The sequence below is a fragment of the Enterobacter sp. kpr-6 genome, assembly GCF_900116015.1.
GTDB lineage: Bacteria > Pseudomonadota > Gammaproteobacteria > Enterobacterales > Enterobacteriaceae > Enterobacter_D.
The window spans coordinates 437,949-461,991 of sequence record NZ_FOYH01000001.1 but is presented as its reverse complement, the minus strand read 5'-3'; the positions used below and the strand labels follow the sequence as shown (position 1 = coordinate 461,991).

The window sequence follows — 24,043 nt, the reverse complement described above, 5'->3', positions numbered from 1 at the left end:
CCCCCTCAATAGTTTGCCTTAATCAGGCGAGTTCCTGCGTACACAGCAACGGATGTTCATTTTCCTGGGCATACTTATTCACCATCGCCACCTTCGTTTCTGCAACTTCTGCAGTAAACACACCGCAGATGGCTTTCCCATGATAGTGAACTGTGAGCATCAATTGCGTTGCGCGCTCTACATCATAAGAAAAGAACTTTTGTAGCACGTCAATAACAAATTCCATCGGCGTGTAATCATCGTTCATTAACATAACTTTATACATAGATGGCGGTTTTAGCGCGTCGCGCAGTTTATCGGCCGCCAGTTGGTCAAAATCTAACCACGTATTACTCTTGCCCATCGCTCGTCTTCATCGTCGGTTGAAGTTTCCAACGGCGTGCACACCGTTGTTAACTTGAATTGAGATGCACTTTGAATCTACATCATAAGTGAGATAACTATCATCTATCGTTGCCATCCGCGATGGCCGTCACAAACCACTTCAATTGCGTTAACTGCTTCAAAATTTTGACTGAATCATGCGCCCCGGATGTGCCAAACGCTTGACGCAAAGTCTGATTTATCTAAATTGTACAGTCGGGAGTTGGCGAGGTTTTATACAACCCCCCAGACTCTGCCACCGGTTCATTCCATCTTACTTGAATAAGATTTACGAAGGATGTCGAAGCATGGAAACGGGTACTGTTAAGTGGTTCAACAACGCTAAAGGGTTTGGCTTTATCTGCCCTGAAGGCGGCGGCGAAGATATCTTCGCACATTATTCCACCATCCAGATGGATGGTTACAGAACGCTCAAAGCCGGGCAGGTCGTCCGGTTTGATGTACACCAGGGGCCAAAAGGCAATCACGCCAGCGTCATCGTCCCGCTTGAAGCTGAAGCCACTGTCGAAGCTGTCGCTTAGCGCTTAAGTTATTGTGTACATCCTGTCACTAAAATGCCAGCCAGCGGCTGGCATTTTTCTTTGCTTTACGCAGAAATCATTCACGGGCCAGCGCGTCAACCGGATCAAGGCGGGCAGCATTACGGGCTGGCAGCCAGCCGAACAGCACGCCGGTAAAGGTAGAACAGAGAAACGCCGTCAACAGCGCGACCGGTGAAAAACCGATTTCCCAGCCGGGAAGCACCAGTTGCAGCGCCAGCGCAATCAGCATAGAGAGTGTCACGCCCAGCGCCCCGCCCACCAGACAGACCAGCACCGCCTCGATTAAAAATTGCGACAGCACATCGCGGGCCCTGGCCCCGACCGCCATGCGGATACCAATTTCACGCGTCCGCTCGGTCACCGACACCAGCATGATATTCATCACGCCAATGCCCCCCACCAGCAACGAAATCACCGCCACCAGCGTCAGGAACAGCTGAAGAGTACGTGTGGTCTTTTCGGCGGTTTTCAAGACGCCGTCCATATTCCAGGTGAAAAAATCTTTCTTGCCGTGCCGTAGCGAAAGGAGTCGTGTGAGTTGCAGTTCCGCGCTGTCGCTGCTGTAGCCTTCGTTCACCCGCACCGTTATTGAGTTCAGCCACGACTGTCCCATAATGCGCCCGGACATGGTGGAGTACGGCAGCCAGACGCGCAGGATTTTGCTGCTGCCGAACATGCTTTGTTTTTCCTGCGCCACGCCAATCACGGTGGCAGGCATATTGCCCACCAGAATCACCTCACCCACTACCCGCGCTTTGTTGGGGAACAGTTGCCTGCGGGTATTCGCGTCGAGCACAACCACCTGAGCGCGCCCTTTTAGCTGCTCGTCGTTAAAGGTGGCCCCTTCGCTGAACGTCATGCCGTAGACATTAAAATACTGGCCGCTGACCCCGTTGGCGCTCGCCGCCACGTCTGTTCCACCGTAGCGTAAGCGCAGATTTTGCGAGACCGCAGGCGTCGCCGAACTGACCCACGGCTGTTTCTGGATGGCAATCAGATCGTCATATTTCAGCGCCTGCTGATATTGCGGATCGTCATCACCAAAATCCTTGCCGGGATAGATATCGATGGTATTGGTGCCAATCGATCGGATATCCGCCAGCACCAGTTGCTTGGCGGCATCGCCGACCACCACAATCGACACCACCGACGCAATGCCGATAATAATGCCGAGCATGGTCAACAGGGTGCGCATTTTATTCGCCGCCATCGCCCGCCAGGCCATGATCAGCGCTTCACGAAAACCGCTGCTGAACTGTTGCCAGCCGCTTTCTGCGGTGGCTTTCACCTGCGGTTTTGGCCCGCGTGGTGTTTTCGCTACCGGCGGCGGATTACTGATGATTTCCCCGTCGCGGATCTCAATAATGCGTTCTGCCTGCGCCGCCACCAGCGGATCGTGCGTCACGATGATCACCGTGTGGCCCTGATCGCGGAGCTGGTGAAGGATCGACATCACTTCAAACCCGGAATGGCTGTCCAGTGCCCCGGTCGGTTCATCGGCGAGGATCACCTGCCCGCCGTTCATCAGCGCACGGGCGATACTGACGCGCTGCTGCTGACCGCCAGAAAGCTGCGCCGGAGAATAGGTTTCGCGATCGGCAAGTCCCAGCCGTTGCAGTAACGACCGCGCCCTTTCCAGCCGCGCTTTACGCCCGGTGCCCGCATACACGGCGGGGACTTCGACGTTCTGCGCCGCGGTCAGGTGTGAGAGCAAATGATAGCGCTGGAAGATAAAGCCAAAATGTTCGCGGCGAAGCCTCGCCAGCGCATCGCCGTCAAGGGTCGCGACGTCGGTGCCCGCCACCCGATACTGCCCGGAGGTGGCTTTATCGAGGCAGCCGAGAATATTCATCAGTGTGGATTTGCCTGAGCCGGACGCGCCAACAATCGCCACCATTTCGCCCGCGTCGATGCTGAGTGAAATCCCTTTTAGCACGTCCACCTGCCCGTCGCCGGACGGATAGCTGCGATGAATATCGCGCAGCTCAAGCAGCGCCGTCATGGCGTCACTCCAGGTACTAACGGACCGGTAACCACTTCGTCACCCGCTTCAAGCCCTTTGGTGACCTCCACATCGGTGTCATTACGCGCGCCGATAGTCACTTCACGCTCGCGGGTTTCCCCGTTACGCAGGAGGGTCACTTTATAGCGGTTATCGCCAATCGGATCGCCCAGCGCCGCCAGCGGGATCGTCAGCACATTACTCACACCGGCAAGCTGGATGTGCACCTGCGCGGTCATCTCCAGGCGCAGCACACCTTTCGGGTTCGGCACTTCAAAGCGCGCATGATAAAAAATGGCGTCATTCACTTTTTCCGGCGTCGGCAGGATATCTTTCAGGGTGCCTTCATAGCGGGTGAGCGGATCGCCCAGCACGGTAAACCAGGCTTTTTGCCCCGGTTTCAAATGGATCACATCCGCTTCCGAAACCTGAGCTTTCACCAGCATGGTACTCATGTCCGCCAGGGTCAGAATATTCGGTGCCTGCTGCGCGGCGATCACCGTCTGCCCTTGCAGGGTGGTGATTTCAGTGACCTCTCCGGCCATCGGCGCGACTATCCGGGTGTAATCCAGGTTAGTTTTCGCGGTGTCCAGCGTCGCCTGATTGCGTTTAATTTGCGCATCAATAGTGCCAATCTGCGCCTCTTTTACCGCCAGTTCGGTAATGGCTTTATCCAGATCCTGCCGTGAAACAGCCTGCGTTTTTGCCAGTTGCTGCTGACGTGTCAGCGTCACCTGCGCCAGCCGTTTTTCGGCATCCGCCTGACGTCGCTGCGCCCGCAACTCCATCAGCGTGGCTTCCACTTCTTTAATCTGGTTTTGCGCCTGTTCAGGATCGATAACGCCCAATAGCTGATCTTTTTTGACTTTGTCGCCGATGCTCACCGACAGCGTTCTAAGCTGCCCGCTCACCTGCGCACCCACGTCCACTTTACGCAACGCATCCAGTTTGCCCGTTGCCAGCACGCTTTGCTGTAAATCGCCCGGCCGGACAATCAGCGTCTGATACTGGGGCAGCGGCGCATTAAGCTGACGCCACAGCCAGAATCCGGCAATCAGCACGACTACGGCCAGCAGCAAAACCACCGTTTTGCGTTTTCCCTTAAAGGTCATAAAAATTCCACTTATTGAGCTGACGACAATTCGTGTCGATTCTACCTAAACCTCGTCTCAACGAAACCCTACCTTTATTTTATCGTGGCTTTCCATTGAGGTGGCGTTAAGCCTGCGCTTGTTGAAATGAACAAAACGTCAACATGCGCAGGTTTATCATGTCTTCTGTTACCGACACACCGCACTCCGCTTTACCGCAACCCGCATCGGGCTGGCAACTTTTTCAGCACCTGGTTTCAGGCGCGCTCACTCCAGGCCTTGCCTGGCAAAACCCGGCATACCGGCGCAAATTTATGCTGCGCTCGCTGCTCACCCCGCTCAGTACCGCAAAATGGATGACGACACTCGCCCGGCAGCCGCGTCTGTTGCAGTTACTGTATGCTCAGCCAGGCCTGCCCTGCCGTCTGCACCGCCCGTGGCTGTCGGTGAACACCGATCGCCAGACGGCCATTGCCGCGCTGGACTGGCACTACCAGCACCTGACGCAGCAACTCCCTGCAGCGGTGCTCAACGGCTACCTCTCCCGTCAGGGCGCGGAGTTAGTGCACCTCACGGGCAAAGACGAGCAGGTATACCGCATTCGTCTGCGTGCCGAAGCCATGCAGGATAAAGAGGGTGAAGCCACGCTGATTTTTTGCGATCCGCAGCAAACCGTGCTGGCAGAACTGACCTTCACGCTGTGCCACTACCAGGGCCGTAACACGCTCTATATTGGCGGGCTGCAGGGAGCCAAAGCCCATGTCGATCATCAACGGATTCAGGAGGCGACCAAAGCCTGTCACGGGTTGTTCCCGAAACGCCTGCTGGTGGAAGCGGCGATGGCGCTGGGTACTCAGCTCGCCGTGCAGCACATTGTGGCGGTCAGCAACAGCACCCATATCTATAAAAGCCTGCGCTATCGCAAGAAAAAACAGGGCAAACTGCACGCTGATTACGACAGCTTCTGGCTTTCGCTGGGCGGCGGGCACGACGCGAACGGGAATTTCGCCCTGCCGCTCACCCTGCCACGCAAGCTGATGGAAGAGATTGCCAGCAAAAAACGCGCGGAATACCGCCGCCGTTACGCCTTACAGGATAGCCTGCAAAGCCAGATTGTCGACGTCCTGCGCTAATCTGCCCGCCCGCGCGCCAGCCACAGCACGCGGGAGAACATATTACGCAGCAGCGGCGGCACCGCTTCCACGCCGCGCCGGGCGGCCTCCATCGCCACTTCAATCGCCAGATCCGGTTTTGACGAGCGATGAATGGCTTTGATAATCACCCGGCGCATGTTCATCGGAATGTTTTCCGGCAGTTGCGCCACCCGGTGATAAACCCCGGCAAAGCCCTGGCGATACATAAAATGCTCCATATCCAGCGCCGGCAGCGCAGTCAGATGATCGCGCTCGCTGACGCTGTCGTTATTCAGCAGGCTGCGGGCCGTCGCCGCATATTTCTTCCCTGCCTCGTCGCCGTCGACCAGCACATGCCATTCGATGCCCATCCGCCGGGCAAATTTAATCAGCGGTTTTAACCCTGACTGGGCAAATTCGATCACTTTCACCCCTTCCGCATCAAAGTGATGCCCGCACTGGCGCGCCAGTTCGTTGATCACCCAGGTTTCGGTTTCACCTTCCACCAGCAGCCAGCAGCGGGCGAACAGCGACGAGGGGCGGTTGGCGCGAATATGAAACGCGATGCGGCGGCTGTCTTCAGGATTCATTCCGCCCGGCCCCAGACGCCACGCGGCAACGCGCGATGACTCGCGCACCAGCCGACAGACATGCTCCATCGGGGTGAGCGACAGCAGTTCGCCGGAATTGGTGGTTGTCACCCGCTGAAGCGGCAGCAGATTTAGCAGATGCCAGGCAACGGAGAGCATAATTGGGTGCAGGCGGGTTTCGGGATCTTCAATCAGCAGCAGCGGCCTGGCGTCTCTGTCGAGGCGAATAGTCCCTTTCGCCTGCAACAGCGTGGAAAACAGGCCGAGCAAAATCACCCGGTGGCTGCGCCCGCCGGGCTTGTCGATCATGCGGTTAATGATGTCGAGATAACGCCAGCTACGTTGTTCATCGTGGGAGTGGCGGCGCATCAAACGGTGCCGCGCCTGGCTGCTACTCTGCTCGGCAAAATAGTGCTCCAGCAGTTGTACCATCGCCGCGAGGCCGTGGCGGATCTGCCCGTCGGTAAGGTTTTGTGGCCGGGTGACCAGCTCGCGGGCGAGATAATCCAGCTGGCGGGCGGTGACTTCGACTTCCGGCACCTCCGGCACCGTACCATTACGAATGCGCCGCATAAACCGCGCATCACGCAGGCGTAAAACCGGCATTAACCGCACCAGATGGCGCGCCTGCTCGTCGATATCTTCAAGCGGCAGCGTATGCCCCTGGTCATCCAGAAAACCGCGCAGCGTCATCACGCTGTCGTCGCCCGCCAGTTCCCCTTCCAGGCGGTAGAAAATTCGGTGCAGGCCATCGTCGCCGGGCACCCAGCAATCGCTCAGGGGCCTGTAGCGGCGGGCGTGGCGGCGGCCTGGCTCCGTTTCACGGAAGGTCAAAATGATATGCAGATGATGCTCCCGCCCCCGAATATCTCCCGGCGGGAACCAGAAATCGTCCCGGACAAAATGATAAAGATCCGGCTCAGGTGACAGTAACAGCGTCAGCGCATCCAGCAGGCTGGATTTACCCCAGGCATTTTCACCAATAAGCACATTATTTTGCTCAAGCATTAACGATAATCGGTTGATGCCGCGAAACCCGACAATTTCAACACGTTCCAGAATCATATGCCCTCCGGCCAGAAGTCTGCTCCATTGAATAAACAGTATAGCGGGACGGGAAAAAGTAAAATTTGCATAACCCGACAGATTATAAAGCTGACTGATTCCCCTGATATTTGGCTGTTTTTAGCCGCTTTACTCCCCCCGCGCGATTGGGTAGTGTGTCTGGCTGCCATCACATTTTATGCAAAGGATTTGGGCCGTTCATGTTTTCCGGACTGTTAATTATTCTTGTCCCACTTATCGTGGGATATCTTATTCCCCTGCACCATACTGCCGCGCTTAAACTGATTAACCGTTTATTAAGCTGGATTGTTTACGTCATTCTATTTTTTATGGGAATAAGCCTGGCGTTTCTGGATAATCTGGCGACCAATCTGCTGGCTATTTTTCATTATTCCGCCGTCAGTATTGTGGTTATTTTGCTGTGTAATATCGCGGCATTATTCTGGCTTGAACGCACCCTTCCCTGGCGGCATAACCACCAGCAGGAAAAGCTGCCGTCGCGTATTGCGATGGCCCTCGAATCCCTGAAATTGTGCGGCGTGGTGATTATCGGTTTTGTTGTCGGTTTAAGCGGGCTGGCATTTTTACAGCACGCCAGCGAAGCCAGTGAATATACGCTGATCTTCCTGCTGTTCCTGATTGGTATTCAACTGCGTAATAACGGCATGACCTTAAAACAGATTGTACTTAATCGCCGGGGAATGATTGTGGCGGTGGTGGTGCTGATCAGTTCGCTGGCGGGTGGCGTCATTAACGCTTTCGTTCTCGATCTGCCGCTGAAAGCGGGCCTGGCCATGGCCTCCGGTTTTGGCTGGTACTCCCTTTCCGGCATTCTGCTGACCGAATCTTATGGCCCGGTAATTGGCAGCGCCGCCTTCTTTAACGATTTAGGGCGCGAGCTTATCGCCATTATGCTGATCCCGGCGCTGGTTCGTCGCAGTCGTTCAACCGCGCTGGGACTGTGCGGAGCCACGTCGATGGACTTCACCCTGCCCGTTCTGCAACGTACCGGGGGACTCGAGATGGTCCCTGCGGCGATTGTCCACGGCTTTGTTTTGAGCCTGCTGGTGCCAATTCTGATGGCCTTTTTCTCCGCGTGATACTCCTTTGGCGGTAGGCTGCTACCGCCAAAGTTGCGCTAAATCAATCTCCCTGTAAGTTGTCTCAGAAATCCCTTTTCACCCATCCAGCCCCGACATAACCTTTAACATGTATTTCAAATATAACTTTAAAGGTGTGATCATGTTTTGTGTGCAATGTGAACAAACTATCCGTACCCCGGCTGGCAACGGCTGTTCATACGCGCAGGGGATGTGCGGTAAAACCGCCGAAACCTCTGACCTTCAGGATTTACTGATTGCGGCGCTGCAAGGCCTGTCCGCCTGGGCGGTAAAAGCACGCGATTACGACATTATCGATCATGATATTGATAACTTTGCCCCACGCGCCTTTTTCTCAACCTTAACCAACGTTAACTTCGATTCCCCGCGCATTGTGGGCTATGCCCGCGAAGCCATTGCTAAACGTGAAGCGTTAAAAGCGCTCTGCCTGAGCATCGATCCTGCCGCGTCGGTGGATAACCCGATGGCCGATCTGCAACTGGTCAGCGACGATCTGGGCGATCTGCAACGCCAGGCCGACGCCTTCACGCCAAATAAAGACAAAGCCGACATCGGCGAAAACATTCTCGGTCTGCGCCTGCTGTGCCTGTACGGCCTGAAAGGGGCGGCGGCCTACATGGAGCACGCCCACGTGCTCGGCAAATACGACAACGCCATCTACGCCCAGTACCATAAAATCATGGCGTGGCTCGGCACCTGGCCTTCCGACATGAACGCGCTGCTTGAGTGCTCCATGGAAATCGGTCAGATGAACTTCAAAGTGATGAGCATTCTGGACGCGGGCGAAACCGAAACCTACGGCCACCCGACGCCAACCCAGGTCAACGTGAAAGCCGTTGCCGGAAAATGTATTTTGATTTCCGGTCATGATTTAAAAGATCTCTACAACCTGCTGCAACAAACCGAAGGCACCGGCGTTAACGTCTATACCCACGGCGAAATGCTGCCTGCGCACGGTTACCCGGAACTGCGCAAATTTAAACATCTGGTCGGTAACTACGGCAGCGGCTGGCAGAATCAGCAGGTGGAATTTGCCCGCTTCCCGGGCCCGATTGTCATGACCTCCAACTGCATCATCGACCCGACCGTGGGCGCGTATAACGACCGCATCTGGACGCGCAGCATTGTTGGCTGGCCGGGCGTAAGCCACCTCGAAGGCGACGATTTTGCCCCGATCATTGCGCAGGCGCAGGAGATGGGCGGCTTCCCGTTCAGCGAAATCGAACATCTGATCACCGTCGGCTTCGGTCGCCAGACGCTGCTTGGCGCGGCGGATACCCTGATCGACCTGGTCAGCCGTGAAAAACTGCGTCACATCTTCCTCGTCGGCGGCTGCGACGGCGCACGCGGCGAACGTAACTACTTCACCGATTTCGCCACCAGCGTGCCGGATGACTGCCTGATCCTGACCCTGGCCTGCGGTAAATACCGCTTTAACAAACTGGAATTCGGCGACATCGAAGGCCTGCCGCGTCTGGTGGATGCCGGTCAGTGTAACGATGCCTACTCTGCGATCATCCTCGCCGTCACGCTGGCGGAAAAACTGGGCTGTGGCGTGAACGACCTGCCGCTGTCGCTGGTGCTCTCCTGGTTTGAACAGAAAGCGATTGTGATCCTGTTAACCCTGCTGTCGCTCGGCGTCACCAATATTGTGACCGGCCCGACCGCGCCTGGCTTCCTGACGCCGGATCTGCTGGCGGTGCTTAACGAGAAATTTGGTCTGCGTTCGGTGACCACCGTTGAGCAGGACATGCAGCAACTGCTGAGCGCGTAAGGAGAAAGAGTCATGACGATGCCCGTTTCACAATGCCCGTGGCGTATGCAGGTTCATCACATCCATCAGGAAACGCCGGATGTCTGGACGCTGTCACTGTTGTGCCACGACTACTACCCGTACCGCGCGGGGCAATATGCGCTGGTCAGCATCAATAATTCTGCTGACACGCTGCGCGCCTATACCCTGTCGTCCACGCCGGGAGTGAGCGAATACATTACGCTGACTATCCGCCGCCTCGACGACGGCGTGGGTTCGCAGTGGCTGACCCGCGACGTCAAGCGCGGTGACTATCTGTGGCTCTCCGATGCGCAGGGGGAATTTACCTGCGATAACGAGCCAAACGATCGTCTGCTGCTGCTGGCGGCGGGTTGTGGCGTGACGCCGGTGATGTCGATGCGTCGCTGGCTGGCAAAGCATCGTCCTGACGCCGATGTACAGGTGATCTTCAACGTGCGTTCGCCGCAGGATGTGATTTTTGCCGGGGAGTGGCGGCAGTATCCGGTGACGCTGGTTGCTGAAAACAACGCCACGCACGGATTTGTTGCCGGTCGCCTGACCACCGATTTACTGAAATCCGTACCGGATCTGGCCTCGCGCACCGTCATGACCTGCGGCCCCGCGCCGTATATGGATCTGGTCGAAAAAGAAGTGAAAGCGCTCGGCGTGACCCGCTTCTTCAAAGAGCAGTTCTTTACGCCGGTCGCTGAAGCCGCCACCAGCGGGCTGAAAATCAGCAAACTGCAACCTGCACGCGATTTCTATGCGCCAGTAGGCACCACGCTGCTGGAAGCGATGGAAAGCAACAAAGTTTATGTCAACGCGGCCTGTCGCGCGGGCGTGTGCGGAAGTTGTAAAACGCAGGTGATTTCCGGGGAGTACAGCGTCACCAGTAGCATGACGCTGACGGATGCGGAAGTGGCGCAAGGCTACGTGCTGGCCTGCTCGTGTCATCCTCAGAGTGATTTAGTTCTCGCGTAATAAAAAAGCCCGGCAATTGCCGGGCTTTTTACTCGTCTTAGCGCCATTCCGGCGACGGTGCCACCGAATAACGGCCCGCACCGAGCATCGCCACGGCGATCGCACCGGCAAAGAAATAAACAATACTTTCAATCGCCCAGGCTCCGGTCACATCCAGCGAGCCGGTTTTGCCCATTCCCACCATCAGCCAGGCGACAACCATGGTGAAAGCAAGCACCAGCGCCGCCGGACGGGTCAGCACACCCAGAATAATCAGGATCGGACACAGCACCTCACCCACCAGCGTGCCATAGGCGATAAAACCCGGTAAGCCTTTTGCCACTAACATGGCGCTAATCCCATCCACACCATCAAACAGTTTGTGCAATCCGTGGAACAACATCAGGCCACCCACAGTTAACCGCAGTAAAAATCTGCCACCGTCTTCATGCGCCAACAACCTGTTAACTGTATTTAACATTGATTTAACCATTTGAAATGATTCCTGTTTTCATTATGTGGTTTCGAGATTATTCCTAATCCGGACGAAAATAAACCCCCATTTCAAACGTGGTTGTGAAAAGTGTGACGGCCATTTTCATCTACGCTTGTAAGCGAGATCACAGACAAGGAGATGGAGAACCATGAAACAAACCGTTGCCGCATATATTGCGAAAATGCTCGAACAGGCTGGCGTCAAACGCATCTGGGGCGTCACCGGGGATTCCCTTAACGGATTAAGCGACAGTCTGAACCGCATGGGGACGATTGACTGGATGCCGACGCGCCATGAAGAAGTCGCTGCCTTTGCCGCCGGTGCAGAAGCCCAGCTTTCCGGCGAACTGGCGGTCTGCGCGGGCTCCTGCGGCCCTGGTAACCTGCACCTGATTAACGGCCTGTTTGACTGCCACCGCAATCACGTTCCGGTGCTGGCGATTGCCGCACACATTCCGTCGAGCGAAATCGGCAGCGGCTATTTTCAGGAGACGCACCCGCAGGAGTTGTTTCGTGAATGCAGCCATTATTGCGAGCTGGTTTCAAGTCCGGAGCAAATCCCGCAGGTGCTGGCGATCGCCATGCGTAAAGCCATTCTGAATCGCGGCGTGTCGGTAATCGTGCTGCCAGGCGACGTGGCGCTCCAGCCCGCGCCGGAAAGCGCCAGTACGCACTGGTATCCCGCCCCGCAACCGGTGGTCACCCCCACCGAAGCCGAACTGAAAAAGCTGGCGCAGTTGCTGCGCTACTCCAGCAATATCACCCTGATGTGCGGCAGCGGCTGCGCTGGGGCGCACGATGCGCTGATCAAATTCGCCGGAACGCTGAAAGCGCCGATTATCCACGCCATGCGCGGTAAAGAGCACGTCGAATACGATAACCCGTATGACGTGGGGATGACCGGGCTGATCGGTTTTTCATCCGGCTTCCACGCTATGATGAACGCCGACACCCTGATCCTGCTCGGCACCCAGTTCCCCTACCGCGCGTTTTATCCGACCGACGCCAAAATTATTCAGATCGACATCAACCCGGCCAGCATCGGCGCGCACAGTAAAGTGGATATGGCGCTGATTGGCGATATCAACGCCACGCTCACCGCGCTGCTGCCGCTGCTTGAGGAGAAAACCGACCGCCGCTTCCTGGATAAAGCGCTCGACGATTACCGCGACGCGCGTAAAGGCCTCGACGATCTGGCGAAACCGAGTGATAAAGCCATTCACCCGCAATATCTGGCGCAGCAAATCAGTCAGTTTGCCGACGACGACGCCATTTTCACCTGCGACGTGGGCACGCCCACCGTCTGGGCCGCGCGTTACCTGAAAATGAACGGCAAACGCCGCCTGTTGGGATCGTTCAACCACGGTTCCATGGCCAACGCCATGCCGCAGGCGCTGGGCGCAAAAGCCACAGAACCGGACCGCCAGGTGGTGGCGATGTGCGGCGACGGCGGCTTCAGCATGTTAATGGGCGATTTTCTCTCCGTGGCGCAGATGAAGCTGCCGATCAAAATCGTCGTCTTTAACAACAGCGTGCTGGGCTTCGTGGCCATGGAGATGAAAGCAGGCGGCTATCTCACCGACGGCACCGATCTGCATGAAACCAATTTTGCGCGCATTGCCGAAGCCTGCGGGATCACCGGCATTCGCGTAGAGAAAGCCGCCGATGTGGACGACGCCCTGCAACGCGCGTTTGCCATCGACGGCCCGGTACTGGTGGACGTGGTGGTCGCCAAAGAAGAACTGGCGATCCCGCCGCAAATCAAGCTGGAGCAGGCCAAAGGATTCAGCCTCTACATGCTGCGGGCGATCATTAACGGACGCGGCGATGAGGTCATGGAACTGGCGAAAACCAACTGGCTCAGGTAAAACAGAAGGCAAATCCTGATCAAAATAAGGAAATGCCGTGATCGACTTACGCAGTGATACCGTGACCCGTCCAGGGCGCGCCATGCTTCAATATATGATGGCCGCCCCGGTGGGTGACGACGTGTACGGGGATGACCCGACCGTTAATGAACTTCAGCGCTATGCCGCTGAACTTGCGGGCAAGGACGCCGCACTGTTTTTACCTACCGGCACTCAGGCAAACCTGGTCGCCCTCCTCAGCCATTGTGAGCGCGGCGAAGAGTATATCGTCGGCCAGGGCGCGCATAATTATCTGTATGAAGCGGGTGGCGCAGCGGTATTAGGCAGCATTCAGCCGCAGCCGATTGACGCCAACCCGGACGGCTCCCTGCCGCTGGATAAAGTCGCCGCCAAAATCAAACCCGACGACATCCACTTCGCCCGCACCCGCCTGTTAAGCCTCGAAAATACCCATAACGGCAAAGTGCTGCCGCGCGAATATTTAAAAGAGGCCTGGGATTTCACCCGTGAAAAAGGCCTGGCGCTGCACGTCGATGGCGCGCGCATCTTTAACGCGGTGGTGGAATATGGCTGCGAGCTGAAAGAGATTACGCAGTACTGCGATTCCTTCACCATCTGCCTGTCGAAAGGCCTGGGAACGCCGGTGGGATCGCTGCTGGTTGGCAGTCACGATTACATCAGGCGCGCGAACCGCTGGCGGAAAATGACCGGCGGCGGCATGCGTCAGGCGGGCATTCTGGCCGCAGCGGGCCTGTATGCGCTGAAAAACAACGTGCAGCGTCTGAAAGAGGATCACGCGAACGCCGCATGGCTGGCGGCGGCACTGCGTGAGATCGGCGCGGATGTCTCCCGTCACGACACCAATATGCTGTTTGTGCGCGTTGGCGATGAACATGCCGCTGAACTGGGTGAGTTTATGCGCGCGCGCAACGTGCTGCTGAACGCCTCGCCGGTGACGCGTCTGGTGATGCATCTCGACGTCAGCCGCGCGCAGCTTGAAGAAGTGGTCGCACACTGGCAGGCGTTTTTACGCCGCTAAGGAATCTCCGTGCCGCAACGCATTCTGGTACTCGGTGCCAGCGGGTATATCGGTCAGCATCTGGTCTGCGCCTTAAGTCAGCAGGGCCATCAGGTGCGGGCAGCGGCACGGCATATTTCCCGTCTGCAAAAGCGCCATCTGCCTGGCGTCACCTGCCACGCCGTCGATCTGAACTGGCCTGAGGCGCTGGCAGCGCTGCTGACCAATATCGATATTGTTTATTATCTGGTTCATGCCATGGGCGAAGGCGGTGATTTTGTCGCCCATGAGCGTCAGGTGGCGCTCAACGTGCGTGATGCGCTGCGCGACACGCCGGTCAAGCAGATGATTTTTTTAAGCTCGCTTCAGGCTCCTGAAGACGAGCAGTCCGATCACCTGCGCGCCCGCCAGCTTACCGGCGATATTTTGCGTGACGCGGGCGTGCCGGTCACCGAATTGCGCGCGGGAATTATCGTCGGCGCAGGCTCCGCCGCTTTCGAAGTGATGCGCGATATGGTTTATAACCTGCCGGTGCTGACTCCGCCCCGCTGGGTGCGCTCACGGACCACGCCCATCGCGCTGGAAAATCTGCTTTTTTATCTGGTAGAACTGCAACACCACCCGGCGTCGGCGCACCGCGTGCTGGAAGCCGCCGGGCCGGAGGTGCTGAGCTACCAGCAACAGTTCGACCGTTTTATGGCGGTCAGCGGGCGTCATCGTCCGCTCATTCCCATCCCCCTTCCCACCCGCCTGATTTCGGTCTGGTTTTTACAGGTGATCACCTCTGTGCCGCCGACCATCGCGAAAGCCTTGATCGAGGGTCTTAAACACGATCTGCTGGCTGACGATCGTGAATTGCGCGCCCTTATTCCGCAAACGCTGATCCCGTTTGACGACGCGGTGCGCCGGACGCTTGCGGAGGAAGCGGCGCTGGTCAATTCCAGTGACTGGGGCTATGACCCGCAGGCGTTTGCCCGCTGGCGGCCGGAATACGGGTTTTATGCAAAACAGGCCGGGCACCGGGTACAGACCCCGGCAAGCGCGGACGCCCTCTGGGAAGTCATCAACCACATCGGCGGCGAAGAGGGCTATTTCTTCGGCAATCTGCTGTGGAAAACCCGCGCGGCGCTCGATCGGCTGGTCGGGCATAAACTGGCTAAAGGGCGGCCCGACGCACCCCATCTCGCGACGGGCGATACCGTTGATAGCTGGAAGGTGATTGTCGTTGAGCCACAATCCCAGCTCACGCTGCTGTTCGGCATGAAAGCGCCGGGGCTTGGACGGCTGAGTTTTACCATTGAGGACAGAGGCACGCACCGGGAGCTGGACGTCCGCGCCTGGTGGCATCCGCACGGGATGCCGGGGCTGTTTTACTGGCTGTTAATGATGCCCGCCCATCTGTTTATTTTCCGCGGCATGGCAGAGCGCATTGCACGGCTTGCCGAACAAAAACCGTAAAAGTCTGCATTCAGGTAATAATCTTTTATATTCCCCATTGCACAGCGGCGATTTTCACGAAAGAATGCCGCGAAATTCTTTAAACACAGTGGATTGTTATGAAGGTTCTGGTCACGGGCGCAACCAGCGGTTTAGGCCGAAACGCGGTCGAATTCTTGCGGCGCAAAGGCATCAGCGTCAGGGCAACCGGTCGTAATGAAGCGATGGGTAAGCTTTTACAAAAAATGGGCGCTGAATTTGTCCATGCTGATCTGACTGAACTGGTGTCGTCGCAGGCAAAAGTTATGCTCGCGGGTGTCGATACGCTGTGGCACTGCTCCAGTTTTACCTCGCCATGGGGAACGCAGGAAGCGTTCGATCTGGCGAACGTGCGCGCCACCCGCCGTCTGGGGGAGTGGGCCGTGGCATGGGGCGTACGCAATTTTATTCATATCTCCTCGCCCTCCATCTATTTTGATTACCATCATCATCGCAACATCAACGAAGATTTCCGTCCGGTGCGCTTCGCCAATGAGTTTGCCCGCAGCAAAGCCGCCGCCGAGGAAGTTATTCACCTGCTGGCGCAGGCTAACCCTAATACGCGTTTTACGGTGCTGCGCCCGCAAAGCCTGTTCGGGCCGCACGATAAGGTGTTTGTTCCCCGCCTGGTGCAGATGATGCATCACTACCGCAGCATCCTGCTCCCGCGCGGCGGCGACGCGCTGGTGGATATGACCTGTTTTGAAAACGCGGTGCATGCGATGTGGCTGGCAAGTCAGGAGGTGTGCGATTCGCTGCCGTCCGGGCGTGCGTATAACATCACCAACGGTGAGCCGGGTAAGCTGCGGCACATCGTGCAAAAGCTGATTGATGAGCTGGATATCCACTGCCGTATCCGCTCCGTCCCCTGGCCAATGCTGGATATGATCGCCCGAAGTCTGGAGCGTTTTGGCGATAAAAAAGCCAAAGAGCCTGCGCTGACCCATTATGGCGTGGCGAAACTTAATTTTGATTTTACGTTAGATACCACGCGGGCAAGGGATGAGCTGGGATATCAGCCGGTTGTGACGCTGGATGAAGGGATCAGGCAGACGGCGCTGTGGTTGAAGGATCACGGTAAGCTTCATCGCTGAGTGGGAGTGATTCTTTCACCCTCACCCTGACCCTCTCCCTGAGGGAGAGGGAGAAAACCAGGCCCGTGCTCGATCTCAGGGAGAGGGAGAAAGGCAAGTCCGCGCTCGGGCTGTTCCCTCTCCCGGGGGGAGAGGGTTAGGGTGAGGGGATCCGCCATCACCCCTGCCCATATTTCTCCAGCAGTGCCTCGGCAATCGCCACGCTTTCCGCATCGGCAATCCCGTCCCAGCGCGCCGGGCGGAAGTGCATCTGAAACGCCATAATCACCCGCTTTTTCTGAGCAGGCGTCATCTCCGGTTTCACCTCATACCCATAGCGGGCAAGCAGATCCAGCAGCGTTGCCGTGTCGGCAAGCTGCGCCGGATTACGTCCGTTCAGATAAAACGCCACTCGTCCCACATCGGGCCAGGCACCGATCCCCTGCTCTGCCAGTTGTTGCCAGGGAAATAACGGACCGGGATCGTCCTTGCGCTGTGGTGCGATGTCGGAATGCGCGACCACATTCTGCGGGAGTATGTTGTAACTATGAATGATGTTTTTCGCCAGCGGTACCAGTGCGGCGATCTGCTGCGCCTCAAACGGCGTAAAGCGCTTCACGCCAGCCGTTTTTTGCCAGCCCTGATTTTCGAGTTCAATGCCGATGGAAGTGTCGTTGATGCGTGTGGCACCGCGCCAGAAGCTGACGCCGGCATGCCAGGCGAGATCCTGTTCAGGCACCAGTTGCCAGATGCGCGGTTTACCGTGATTCACCGGAGGACGCGCGGGAATTAAATAGTGCGAGCTCACGTGCTTATCGGTGAGCGTCGCCAGCGAGGAGTCAAAATCATCGGCTGTATAGTGGATCACCAGCACTTTGATACGCGGATACGCGGCCTGTGCCTGATGGCGCGTATCGAGCTGATACCCCGCCTCGTCGATCACGCCCTTTTCGCTGGCGCACCCCGCCAGCATAAGTAACCCCAGCGCAAACAGGCTGAACCGCATGGTAAGACTCCTTTTTAACGTTCAATGCCTTAAGAAGCGCATTATCAAATGGATACGCTATGATTTAAAAGACTTTCATCATGTCGTTAGCCTGGAAGGAATTCATTATGCGCTACCCGATTTTAGCTATCGTTGTACCCTGCGCACTGGCATTGAGCGCCTGTACAACCGTTACACCCGCATTCAAGGATATTGGTACCCGCAGCGGCCCGTGCGTTGAAGGCGGCCCCGATAGCGTCGCACAAAAGTTTTATGATTTTCGCATACAAAATCGTAGCAGCGATTTTACCGCGCTGCGCCCTTACCTGAGTGACGATCTGACGAAGATGCTGGCAGATGCCGGTCGCGATAACCGCAACACCGCGCTCCTGCAAAGCGATCCCTTCTCCAGCCGTACCACGTTGCCGCAAAGCGCCGTCGTCGCCAGTGCCTCCACCATCCCTAATACCGACGCGCGTAATATTCCGCTGCGCGTGACCCTGACTCAGGGCGAACAGACGTGGCAGGACGAAGTATTGATGATCCGCGAAGGCCAGTGCTGGGCCGTTGATGATGTGCGCTATCTGGGCGGTAGCGTCCACGCGCCTGCCGGTTCCCTGCGCCAGTCCATCGAACACCGCTAGCGCTTTATGCAGGCCATCTGTACAAAAAATCACTAATCCCCACTCAATGTCCGGCATTCCTGAGCGAATGCCGACATTTATTCCTGCCTGACTCAGGGTTTAGTATTTTGTGCTAAGTTTAAAAGGGTAAGCGTCTTATATTTACCTTTTCACGCATAAATATTGCATAACTATTCTGTCAACGTTACTATTTGCGGCCTCAATAGCTATTAGATTGCCTCGATGAGTATTCAATTAAACGGCATTAACTGTTTCTACGGCGCACATCAGGCGCTGTTCGATATCACACTGGATTGCCCTGAGGGTGAGACGCTGGTGCTGCTTGGTCCAAGCGGTGCGGGCAAAAGCTCCCTGCTGCGCGTACTTAATCTGCTTGAGATGCCGCGCTCCGGCACGCTCGCGATTGCAGGCAATCAGTTCGATTTCTCCCATACCCCGTCGGACAAAGCCATCCGTGCGCTGCGCCAGAACGTGGGCATGGTCTTCCAGCAATACAATCTGTGGCCGCATTTGACGGTGGTGCAAAACCTGATCGAAGCCCCCTGCCGCGTGCTGGGTTTAAGCAAAGAGCAGGCGCTGGCGCGTGCGGAAAAGTTGCTCGATCGTTTGCGCTTAAAGCCTTACAGCGATCGCTATCCGCTGCACCTCTCCGGTGGTCAACAGCAGCGCGTCGCCATTGCGCGTGCATTAATGATGGAGCCGCAGGTTCTGCTGTTTGATGAACCGACCGCAGCGCTCGATCCAGAAATCACCGCACAGATTGTCAGCATCATTCGCGAACTGGCGGAAACCAACATTACCCAGGTCATTGTGACGCATGAAGTTGAAGTGGCGCGCAAAACGGCCAGCCGGGTGGTGTACATGGAAAACGGTCATATTGTCGAGCAGGGGGATGCCAGTCGCTTCGCCGCGCCGCAGACCGATGCTTTTAAACACTACTTGTCTCACTGATCTTTTCGGGAAACACATAATGAAAAAAGTACTGATTGCCGCCTTGATCGCAAGCGTTAGCCTCTCCGCTACCGCCGCCCAGACCATTCGTTTTGCGACCGAAGCGAGCTACCCTCCGTTTGAGTCCACGGATGCGAACAACAAAATCGTCGGTTTCGATGTCGATCTGGCTAACGCCCTGTGTAAAGAGATCGATGCGACCTGCACCTTCACCAACCAGGCGTTCGACAGCCTGATCCCAAGCCTGAAATTCCGTCGTTTTGATGCGGTAATGGCGGGCATGGATATTACGCCTGAGCGTCAGAAACAGGTGCTGTTCACCAACCCGTACTACGACAACTCCGCGCTGTTTATCGGTCAGCAGGGTAAATACACCAGCATTGATGGCCTGAAAGGCAAGAAAGTTGGCGTGCAGAACGGCACCACGCACCAGAAATTCATCAACGATAAGCACCCGGAAATTACCACCGTGCCTTACGACAGCTACCAGAACGCGAAACTGGATCTGCAAAATGGCCGTATCGACGCGGTATTTGGCGATACAGCGGTCGTGACCGAGTGGCTGAAAGCGAACGACAAACTGGCTGCGGTCGGCGACAAAGTGACCGATAAAGAGTACTTCGGCACCGGTCTGGGTATCGCGTTACGTCAGGGCAACACTGAACTTCAGCAGAAATTCAACACCGCGCTGGATAAAGTGAAGAAAGATGGCACTTACGAGACCATCTACCAAAAATGGTTCCAGAAGTAATCCTTGATGAATGAAATGTTTCCTTTAGCAAGTGCCGCCGGGATGACCGTCGGCCTTGCCGTTTGTGCGCTGGTCATCGGCCTTGCGCTGGCGATGCTGTTCGCGGTATGGGAGTCCGTTAAGTGGCGACCTGTCGCGTGGGCGGGTTCAGCGCTGGTGACCATTTTGCGCGGCCTGCCGGAAATTCTGGTCGTGCTGTTTATCTATTTTGGCTCCTCACAGTTGCTGTTGATGTTATCGGATGGCTTTACGCTGAATCTCGGCGTGGTGCAAATTCCGCTGCAAATGCAGATTGAAAACTTCGATGTCAGTCCGTTCCTGTGCGGCGTGATCGCCCTGTCCCTGCTCTATGCGGCCTACGCCTCGCAGACGTTGCGTGGGGCATTAAAAGCCGTGCCGCTGGGCCAGTGGGAATCCGGTCAGGCGCTGGGACTGTCGAAAAGCGCGATTTTCTTCCGTCTGGTGATGCCGCAGATGTGGCGTCATGCGCTGCCGGGCCTCGGCAATCAGTGGCTGGTGTTGTTAAAAGATACCGCGCTGGTGTCGTTGATTAGCGTGAACGATTTGATGCTACAAACCCGCAGTATCGCCACCCGTACCCAGGAGCCGTTTACCTGGTACATCGTGGCGGCGGCCATTTACCTGGTCATCACCCTGCTTAGCCAGTACATTCTCAAACGCATTGACCTGCGCGCGACCCGTTTTGAGCGGAGGCCGAACTGATGCTTGAGTATTTACCTGAGCTATTAAAAGGGCTGCATACCAGTCTGACGCTGACGGTGGCTTCGATTGCGGTAGCACTGATCCTCTCGGTGCTGTTTACCATCGTGCTGACGCTGAAAACGCCGGTGCTGGTGTGGATCGTGCGCGGTTACATCACGCTGTTTACCGGTACGCCGCTGCTGGTGCAGATCTTCCTGATCTACTACGGACCGGGGCAGTTCCCGACGTTGCAGGAGTACCCGGTACTCTGGCATCTGCTGTCTGAGCCCTGGCTGTGCGCACTGATTGCCCTGTCGCTGAACAGCGCCGCTTACACCACGCAGTTGTTCTTTGGCGCGATCCGCGCGATCCCGGAAGGCCAGTGGCAGTCCTGCGGTGCGCTGGGGATGAGCAAGAAAGATACGCTGGCGATCCTGCTGCCGTACGCCTTCAAACGCGCGCTTTCCTCCTACTCCAACGAAGTGGTGCTGGTGTTTAAAAGTACCTCACTGGCGTACACCATTACCCTGATGGAAGTGATGGGTCACGGGCAACTGCTGTATGGCCGCACCTACGATGTGATGGTGTTTGGCGCAGCCGGGCTTATCTATCTAATTGTGAATGGCCTGCTGACGCTGATGATGCGCCTGATTGAGCGGCGAGCGCTGGCGTTTGAGCGCCGGAATTAGTTTTCCCCTCACCCTGGCCCTCTCCCCAGGGGAGAGGGGACGTATTGTGCACTAACCCGCCCTTCTCCCTCTCCCTTAGGGAGGGGACGTATCGTGCACTCACTCGCCCTTCCCCCTCTCCCTCAGGGAGCACTGTGCACTGACCCGCCCTTCCCCCTCTCCCTCAGGGAGAGGGCCGGGGTGAGGGTGTTCCATAATAAATATTTATACAAAATTATTGCATACAAATTCACATGATGGCAAAGTGACTCCCATGCCGCAGACACGGTAAAAACAATAAGATTGACAGACGGGAGTTTCATAATGAAAAAGTTAGTTCTGGCCGCGATCCTTGCTACCTTTGCCGCGGGTGCCTCCGCCGCAGATAAAATCAGCTTTGGCTCTTCAGCAACCTATCCGCCGTTCGAATCCTTTGACGCCAGCAACCAGATTGTTGGTTTTGATATCGACCTGGCGAAAGCGCTGTGCAAACAAATGCAGGCTGAATGCACATTCACTAACCATGCATTCGACAGCCTGATCCCGGCACTGAAATTCAAGAAATATGACGCGGTGATTTCCGGGATGGACATTACCCCTGAGCGCAGCAAACAGGTGGCCTTTACCGACGCTTACTACGCCAACTCCGCTGTCGTGATCGCGAAGAAAGATGCGTTTAAATCCTTTGAAGATTTGAAAGGCAAACGTATCGGTATGGAAAACGGCACCACGCACCAGAAATACCTCCAGGACAAACACCCGGAAGTGAAAACCGTGGCATATGACAGCTACCAGAATGCGATTATCGACCTGAAAAATGGCCGTATTGACGGCGTGTTTGGTGATACCGCCGTGGTTAACGAGTGGCTGAAAACCAACCCGCAGTTAGGCACCGCTACGCCAAAAGTGACCGATCCGCAATACTTCGGCACCGGTCTTGGCATTGCCGTTCGCCCGGATAACACCGCGCTGCTGGAAAAACTGAACGCCGCCCTGAAAGCGATCAAAGCTGACGGCACCTATCAGAAAATCAGCGACCAGTGGTTCCCGCAGTAATCTCCTCCTGCCCGGCGGCGCTTGCTTGCCGGGCCTTCAGGCATCTGCCCGCACCAGTAGTGTCAGCACTTCGTAATGCGCGGTGTGCGGGAACATATCGAAAAGCTGCACGCGGATGACGCGGTAACCGGGGAGTTCCCGGAGATCCTTTGCCATGCTTTGCGCATTACAGCTTGAGTAGATGATAAACGCCGGTGCCATCTGGCTCAGGTAGTCGCACAGCGGTTTGCCGATGCCGCGACGCGGCGGGTTGACCAGCACCAGATCCGGCACGTCATCCTGCGCGGTGGCAAACTGAGTGGAATCGAGCGCCTGGAAATGCAGATTCTGTAAACCGAGCACCTCAGCCGACTGCTTTGCGCAGGCAATCGCCTCAGGCGCGATTTCAATACCCGTCAGCTTCATTTCCGGCGTGGCGCAGTGCAGGCCAAAACCGCCGACGCCGCAAAACAGATCCCACATGTGCTTCACCGGCAGCGCGCGCACCCAGTCGCGGGCGGTAGCGTAAAGGCGACTCGCCACCTGCGGGTTGGTCTGAAAGAAACTCTGCGGACGGATCCACAGCGGCACGCCGTTAAAATTCTCCGCCAGTGCCTGCTGTTCAGTAAGGAAAATCTCCTGCTCCCCTTCCATGATCGCCATATGCACCGGCTGAATGTTTGCGCTGATAACCGCGAGTTGCGGCAGGTCTGCCACAAGCGCTGGCAGTGCGGCGCGCAACTGGGCAAGTTTTGCCTCCGAACGGAGCACAAAGCGCAGCATCATGCCGCCGTCCTGCTGGCTTTCGGTCAACAGGATGTACTTTAGCTCACCGCGTTTACGCGCGACGTTATAAGGCGTCAGCCCGGCGCGGGCGATAAAGGGTTTCAGCGCGGCAAATACCGGGTAAAAAGAGGCGGGATAGAGCGGGCAGTCGGTGAGATCAACCGCCGTGCCGTCGCGGTTAAGCATCCCGAGCAGCGGTTTCTCGACGCTGCCGCTGACCACCATTTTGGCTTTATTGCGAAACCCGCTTTCCGGGCCGCTCACCGGTGCGCACCACTCCGCCACCGGCAGCCCATCCAGCAGTGTCCGGAGGTCGTGCATTTTGGCGGCCAGCTGTTGCGAAACTGGCTGTTCAATCCAAAGACATGAACGACAACGGCCAGCGTCATAGAGTGCGCACTGCATGATAAAAACCTTCTTTTTTGCGGGGCGGGGATTGTACCACCGTTAATGCAAACGGAAAAAGCGTCGGCTGGAGGCGGGCACAAACAGCAGAAACAGCACCAGCAGATCGGGCAGTTTTTGCAGGAACAGAGAATGGAGGATGTCGCGCTTAGACTCGCCGGCAATGCTGAACAGTTCCGGGTAGCCGTAGCCAATCGAGGCGGCCCACAGATAGCCGCTGGCGATAATCTGCGAGATCAGGTAGAGCCAGCGCGCCCAGTTGCGCCCTTTGGCCAGTGAAAACGCGCACAGAAATTCGATAAAAAGCAGCACCAGGCTGCCGAGAAAAATCAGCGTCAGGTTCCAGGTCTGAGCGCTGCGATGGATAAAATCCAGCACCCCGCGCAGACCCAGCAGATTAAACAGCATCAACAGATCGACGCAGCGCGTGGCAATAATGGCAATTGCCGCCACCTGCACCAGCGTCGGAACGTTTAGCCGGGCATGGGTGCGCGGCATGTTTGTCAGAATTCCCAAGGCGTTAT

The 24,043-nt window shown here is 56.6% G+C and carries 23 protein-coding genes; 15 read left to right on the top strand and 8 right to left on the bottom strand.

Annotated features, from left to right (window positions below):
* Positions 1-22: 22 nt before the first annotated feature.
* Entirely contained in the window at positions 23-343 is a 321-nt protein-coding gene (clpS, locus tag BM373_RS02145) for an ATP-dependent Clp protease adapter ClpS (RefSeq protein ID WP_090458918.1), read from the bottom strand.
* 328 nt (positions 344-671) lie between these two features.
* Between clpS and cspD the strand changes: the two genes are divergently transcribed.
* Entirely contained in the window at positions 672-905 is a 234-nt protein-coding gene (gene cspD / locus BM373_RS02140; RefSeq protein WP_090458916.1) for a cold shock-like protein CspD, read from the top strand.
* Between the two features lie 76 nt (positions 906-981).
* On the opposite strand, the gene macB is transcribed toward cspD, so the two are convergent.
* Together macB and macA are read right to left on the bottom strand one after the other, a co-directional pair.
* Complete coding sequence (macB, locus tag BM373_RS02135) at positions 982-2,928, bottom strand: macrolide ABC transporter ATP-binding protein/permease MacB (RefSeq protein ID WP_090458913.1); 1,947 nt, start codon at positions 2,926-2,928, stop codon at positions 982-984.
* Positions 2,925-4,040: a macrolide transporter subunit MacA gene (macA, locus tag BM373_RS02130; RefSeq protein WP_090458910.1), complete on the bottom strand. Its 1,116-nt coding sequence runs from the start codon at positions 4,038-4,040 to the stop codon at positions 2,925-2,927. The genes macB and macA overlap by 4 nt, the downstream gene beginning before the upstream one ends.
* Before the next feature lie 158 nt (positions 4,041-4,198).
* Here macA and BM373_RS02125 point away from each other — a divergent pair, with 158 nt between their 5' ends.
* Complete coding sequence (locus BM373_RS02125; protein ID WP_090458908.1) at positions 4,199-5,152, top strand: VirK/YbjX family protein; 954 nt, start codon at positions 4,199-4,201, stop codon at positions 5,150-5,152.
* Here the strand turns inward: BM373_RS02125 and BM373_RS02120 are convergent.
* A complete protein-coding gene (locus tag BM373_RS02120) occupies positions 5,149-6,807 on the bottom strand; it encodes an ATP-dependent endonuclease (RefSeq protein ID WP_090458905.1) in 1,659 nt (552 codons plus the stop codon). The genes BM373_RS02125 and BM373_RS02120 overlap by 4 nt on opposite strands.
* Positions 6,808-7,007: 200 nt before the next feature.
* Here BM373_RS02120 and BM373_RS02115 point away from each other — a divergent pair, with 200 nt between their 5' ends.
* The 3 genes from BM373_RS02115 to hcr all read left to right on the top strand — a co-directional run bounded on the left by BM373_RS02115 (position 7,008) and on the right by hcr (position 10,683).
* A complete protein-coding gene (locus BM373_RS02115) occupies positions 7,008-7,907 on the top strand; it encodes a LysO family transporter (RefSeq protein ID WP_090458903.1) in 900 nt (299 codons plus the stop codon).
* 142 nt (positions 7,908-8,049) lie between these two features.
* Entirely contained in the window at positions 8,050-9,702 is a 1,653-nt protein-coding gene (hcp, locus tag BM373_RS02110) for a hydroxylamine reductase (protein ID WP_090458900.1), read from the top strand.
* Between the two features lie 12 nt (positions 9,703-9,714).
* Positions 9,715-10,683 carry an NADH oxidoreductase gene (hcr, locus tag BM373_RS02105; protein WP_090458898.1) on the top strand — a complete coding sequence of 323 codons (969 nt, stop codon included), beginning with the start codon at positions 9,715-9,717 and terminating at the stop codon, positions 10,681-10,683.
* A 37-nt stretch (positions 10,684-10,720) separates the two neighbouring features.
* Here hcr and BM373_RS02100 read toward each other — a convergent pair whose 3' ends face one another.
* The gene (locus BM373_RS02100; RefSeq protein ID WP_090458895.1) at positions 10,721-11,155 is read right to left on the bottom strand and encodes a DoxX family protein; all 435 of its coding nucleotides are present in this window, start codon (positions 11,153-11,155) and stop codon (positions 10,721-10,723) included.
* A 151-nt stretch (positions 11,156-11,306) separates the two neighbouring features.
* On the opposite strand from BM373_RS02100, the gene poxB reads away from it, so the two are divergent.
* The 4 genes from poxB to BM373_RS02080 all read left to right on the top strand — a co-directional run bounded on the left by poxB (position 11,307) and on the right by BM373_RS02080 (position 16,613).
* Positions 11,307-13,025, top strand: a complete 1,719-nt coding sequence (gene poxB, locus BM373_RS02095; RefSeq protein WP_090458893.1) for a ubiquinone-dependent pyruvate dehydrogenase — start codon at positions 11,307-11,309, stop codon at positions 13,023-13,025.
* Between the two features lie 37 nt (positions 13,026-13,062).
* On the top strand, positions 13,063-14,064 hold the full coding sequence (gene ltaE, locus BM373_RS02090; RefSeq protein WP_090458892.1) for a low-specificity L-threonine aldolase: 1,002 nt from the start codon (positions 13,063-13,065) through the stop codon (positions 14,062-14,064).
* A gap of 9 nt (positions 14,065-14,073) precedes the next feature.
* Positions 14,074-15,501 carry an SDR family oxidoreductase gene (locus BM373_RS02085; protein ID WP_090458890.1) on the top strand — a complete coding sequence of 476 codons (1,428 nt, stop codon included), beginning with the start codon at positions 14,074-14,076 and terminating at the stop codon, positions 15,499-15,501.
* Positions 15,502-15,599: 98 nt separating this feature from the next.
* Positions 15,600-16,613: an NAD-dependent epimerase/dehydratase family protein gene (locus tag BM373_RS02080; protein WP_090458888.1), complete on the top strand. Its 1,014-nt coding sequence runs from the start codon at positions 15,600-15,602 to the stop codon at positions 16,611-16,613.
* Between the two features lie 157 nt (positions 16,614-16,770).
* Here BM373_RS02080 and BM373_RS02075 read toward each other — a convergent pair whose 3' ends face one another.
* Complete coding sequence (locus tag BM373_RS02075; protein WP_090458887.1) at positions 16,771-17,598, bottom strand: N-acetylmuramoyl-L-alanine amidase; 828 nt, start codon at positions 17,596-17,598, stop codon at positions 16,771-16,773.
* A gap of 107 nt (positions 17,599-17,705) precedes the next feature.
* Here BM373_RS02075 and BM373_RS02070 point away from each other — a divergent pair, with 107 nt between their 5' ends.
* The 6 genes from BM373_RS02070 (at position 17,706) to artJ (ending at position 22,349) form a co-directional block, all read left to right on the top strand.
* On the top strand, positions 17,706-18,221 hold the full coding sequence (locus BM373_RS02070) for a lipoprotein (RefSeq protein WP_090458884.1): 516 nt from the start codon (positions 17,706-17,708) through the stop codon (positions 18,219-18,221).
* Positions 18,222-18,443: 222 nt separating this feature from the next.
* A complete protein-coding gene (gene artP / locus BM373_RS02065) occupies positions 18,444-19,172 on the top strand; it encodes an arginine ABC transporter ATP-binding protein ArtP (RefSeq protein WP_090458881.1) in 729 nt (242 codons plus the stop codon).
* A 19-nt stretch (positions 19,173-19,191) separates the two neighbouring features.
* On the top strand, positions 19,192-19,923 hold the full coding sequence (gene artI / locus BM373_RS02060; protein ID WP_090458879.1) for an arginine ABC transporter substrate-binding protein ArtI: 732 nt from the start codon (positions 19,192-19,194) through the stop codon (positions 19,921-19,923).
* A gap of 6 nt (positions 19,924-19,929) precedes the next feature.
* Positions 19,930-20,646, top strand: a complete 717-nt coding sequence (gene artQ / locus BM373_RS02055) for an arginine ABC transporter permease ArtQ (RefSeq protein WP_090458877.1) — start codon at positions 19,930-19,932, stop codon at positions 20,644-20,646.
* On the top strand, positions 20,646-21,314 hold the full coding sequence (gene artM, locus BM373_RS02050) for an arginine ABC transporter permease ArtM (RefSeq protein ID WP_090458874.1): 669 nt from the start codon (positions 20,646-20,648) through the stop codon (positions 21,312-21,314). Before artQ ends, artM begins: the two co-directional genes overlap by 1 nt.
* Before the next feature lie 303 nt (positions 21,315-21,617).
* Positions 21,618-22,349, top strand: coding sequence for an arginine ABC transporter substrate-binding protein ArtJ (gene artJ, locus BM373_RS02045; protein WP_090458872.1), 732 nt, complete (start codon positions 21,618-21,620; stop codon positions 22,347-22,349).
* 36 nt (positions 22,350-22,385) lie between these two features.
* Here the strand turns inward: artJ and rlmC are convergent, their stop codons facing one another.
* Positions 22,386-23,519, bottom strand: coding sequence for a 23S rRNA (uracil(747)-C(5))-methyltransferase RlmC (gene rlmC / locus BM373_RS02040; protein ID WP_090458868.1), 1,134 nt, complete (start codon positions 23,517-23,519; stop codon positions 22,386-22,388).
* Positions 23,520-23,561: 42 nt separating this feature from the next.
* A complete protein-coding gene (locus BM373_RS02035; protein WP_090458866.1) occupies positions 23,562-24,017 on the bottom strand; it encodes a YbjO family protein in 456 nt (151 codons plus the stop codon).
* Between the last annotated feature and the right edge of the window lie 26 nt (positions 24,018-24,043).

Excerpts from the sequence above, each read along its gene's own strand:
- BM373_RS02080 (WP_090458888.1), top strand. The coding sequence starts at position 15,600 with ATGAAGGTTCTGGTCACGGGCGCAACCAGCGGTTTAGGCCGAAACGCG.
- cspD (WP_090458916.1), top strand. The coding sequence starts at position 672 with ATGGAAACGGGTACTGTTAAGTGGTTCAACAACGCTAAAGGGTTTGGC.
- hcp (WP_090458900.1), top strand. The coding sequence starts at position 8,050 with ATGTTTTGTGTGCAATGTGAACAAACTATCCGTACCCCGGCTGGCAAC.
- BM373_RS02070 (WP_090458884.1), top strand. The coding sequence starts at position 17,706 with ATGCGCTACCCGATTTTAGCTATCGTTGTACCCTGCGCACTGGCATTG.
- poxB (WP_090458893.1), top strand. The coding sequence starts at position 11,307 with ATGAAACAAACCGTTGCCGCATATATTGCGAAAATGCTCGAACAGGCT.
- artM (WP_090458874.1), top strand. The coding sequence starts at position 20,646 with ATGCTTGAGTATTTACCTGAGCTATTAAAAGGGCTGCATACCAGTCTG.
- artQ (WP_090458877.1), top strand. The coding sequence starts at position 19,930 with ATGAATGAAATGTTTCCTTTAGCAAGTGCCGCCGGGATGACCGTCGGC.
- hcr (WP_090458898.1), top strand. The coding sequence starts at position 9,715 with ATGACGATGCCCGTTTCACAATGCCCGTGGCGTATGCAGGTTCATCAC.
- clpS (WP_090458918.1), bottom strand. The coding sequence starts at position 343 with ATGGGCAAGAGTAATACGTGGTTAGATTTTGACCAACTGGCGGCCGAT.
- BM373_RS02125 (WP_090458908.1), top strand. The coding sequence starts at position 4,199 with ATGTCTTCTGTTACCGACACACCGCACTCCGCTTTACCGCAACCCGCA.
- artJ (WP_090458872.1), top strand. The coding sequence starts at position 21,618 with ATGAAAAAGTTAGTTCTGGCCGCGATCCTTGCTACCTTTGCCGCGGGT.
- macB (WP_090458913.1), bottom strand. The coding sequence starts at position 2,928 with ATGACGGCGCTGCTTGAGCTGCGCGATATTCATCGCAGCTATCCGTCC.
- macA (WP_090458910.1), bottom strand. The coding sequence starts at position 4,040 with ATGACCTTTAAGGGAAAACGCAAAACGGTGGTTTTGCTGCTGGCCGTA.
- BM373_RS02075 (WP_090458887.1), bottom strand. The coding sequence starts at position 17,598 with ATGCGGTTCAGCCTGTTTGCGCTGGGGTTACTTATGCTGGCGGGGTGC.
- BM373_RS02100 (WP_090458895.1), bottom strand. The coding sequence starts at position 11,155 with ATGGTTAAATCAATGTTAAATACAGTTAACAGGTTGTTGGCGCATGAA.
- BM373_RS02120 (WP_090458905.1), bottom strand. The coding sequence starts at position 6,807 with ATGATTCTGGAACGTGTTGAAATTGTCGGGTTTCGCGGCATCAACCGA.
- artP (WP_090458881.1), top strand. The coding sequence starts at position 18,444 with ATGAGTATTCAATTAAACGGCATTAACTGTTTCTACGGCGCACATCAG.
- artI (WP_090458879.1), top strand. The coding sequence starts at position 19,192 with ATGAAAAAAGTACTGATTGCCGCCTTGATCGCAAGCGTTAGCCTCTCC.
- BM373_RS02115 (WP_090458903.1), top strand. The coding sequence starts at position 7,008 with ATGTTTTCCGGACTGTTAATTATTCTTGTCCCACTTATCGTGGGATAT.
- BM373_RS02035 (WP_090458866.1), bottom strand. The coding sequence starts at position 24,017 with ATGCCGCGCACCCATGCCCGGCTAAACGTTCCGACGCTGGTGCAGGTG.
- rlmC (WP_090458868.1), bottom strand. The coding sequence starts at position 23,519 with ATGCAGTGCGCACTCTATGACGCTGGCCGTTGTCGTTCATGTCTTTGG.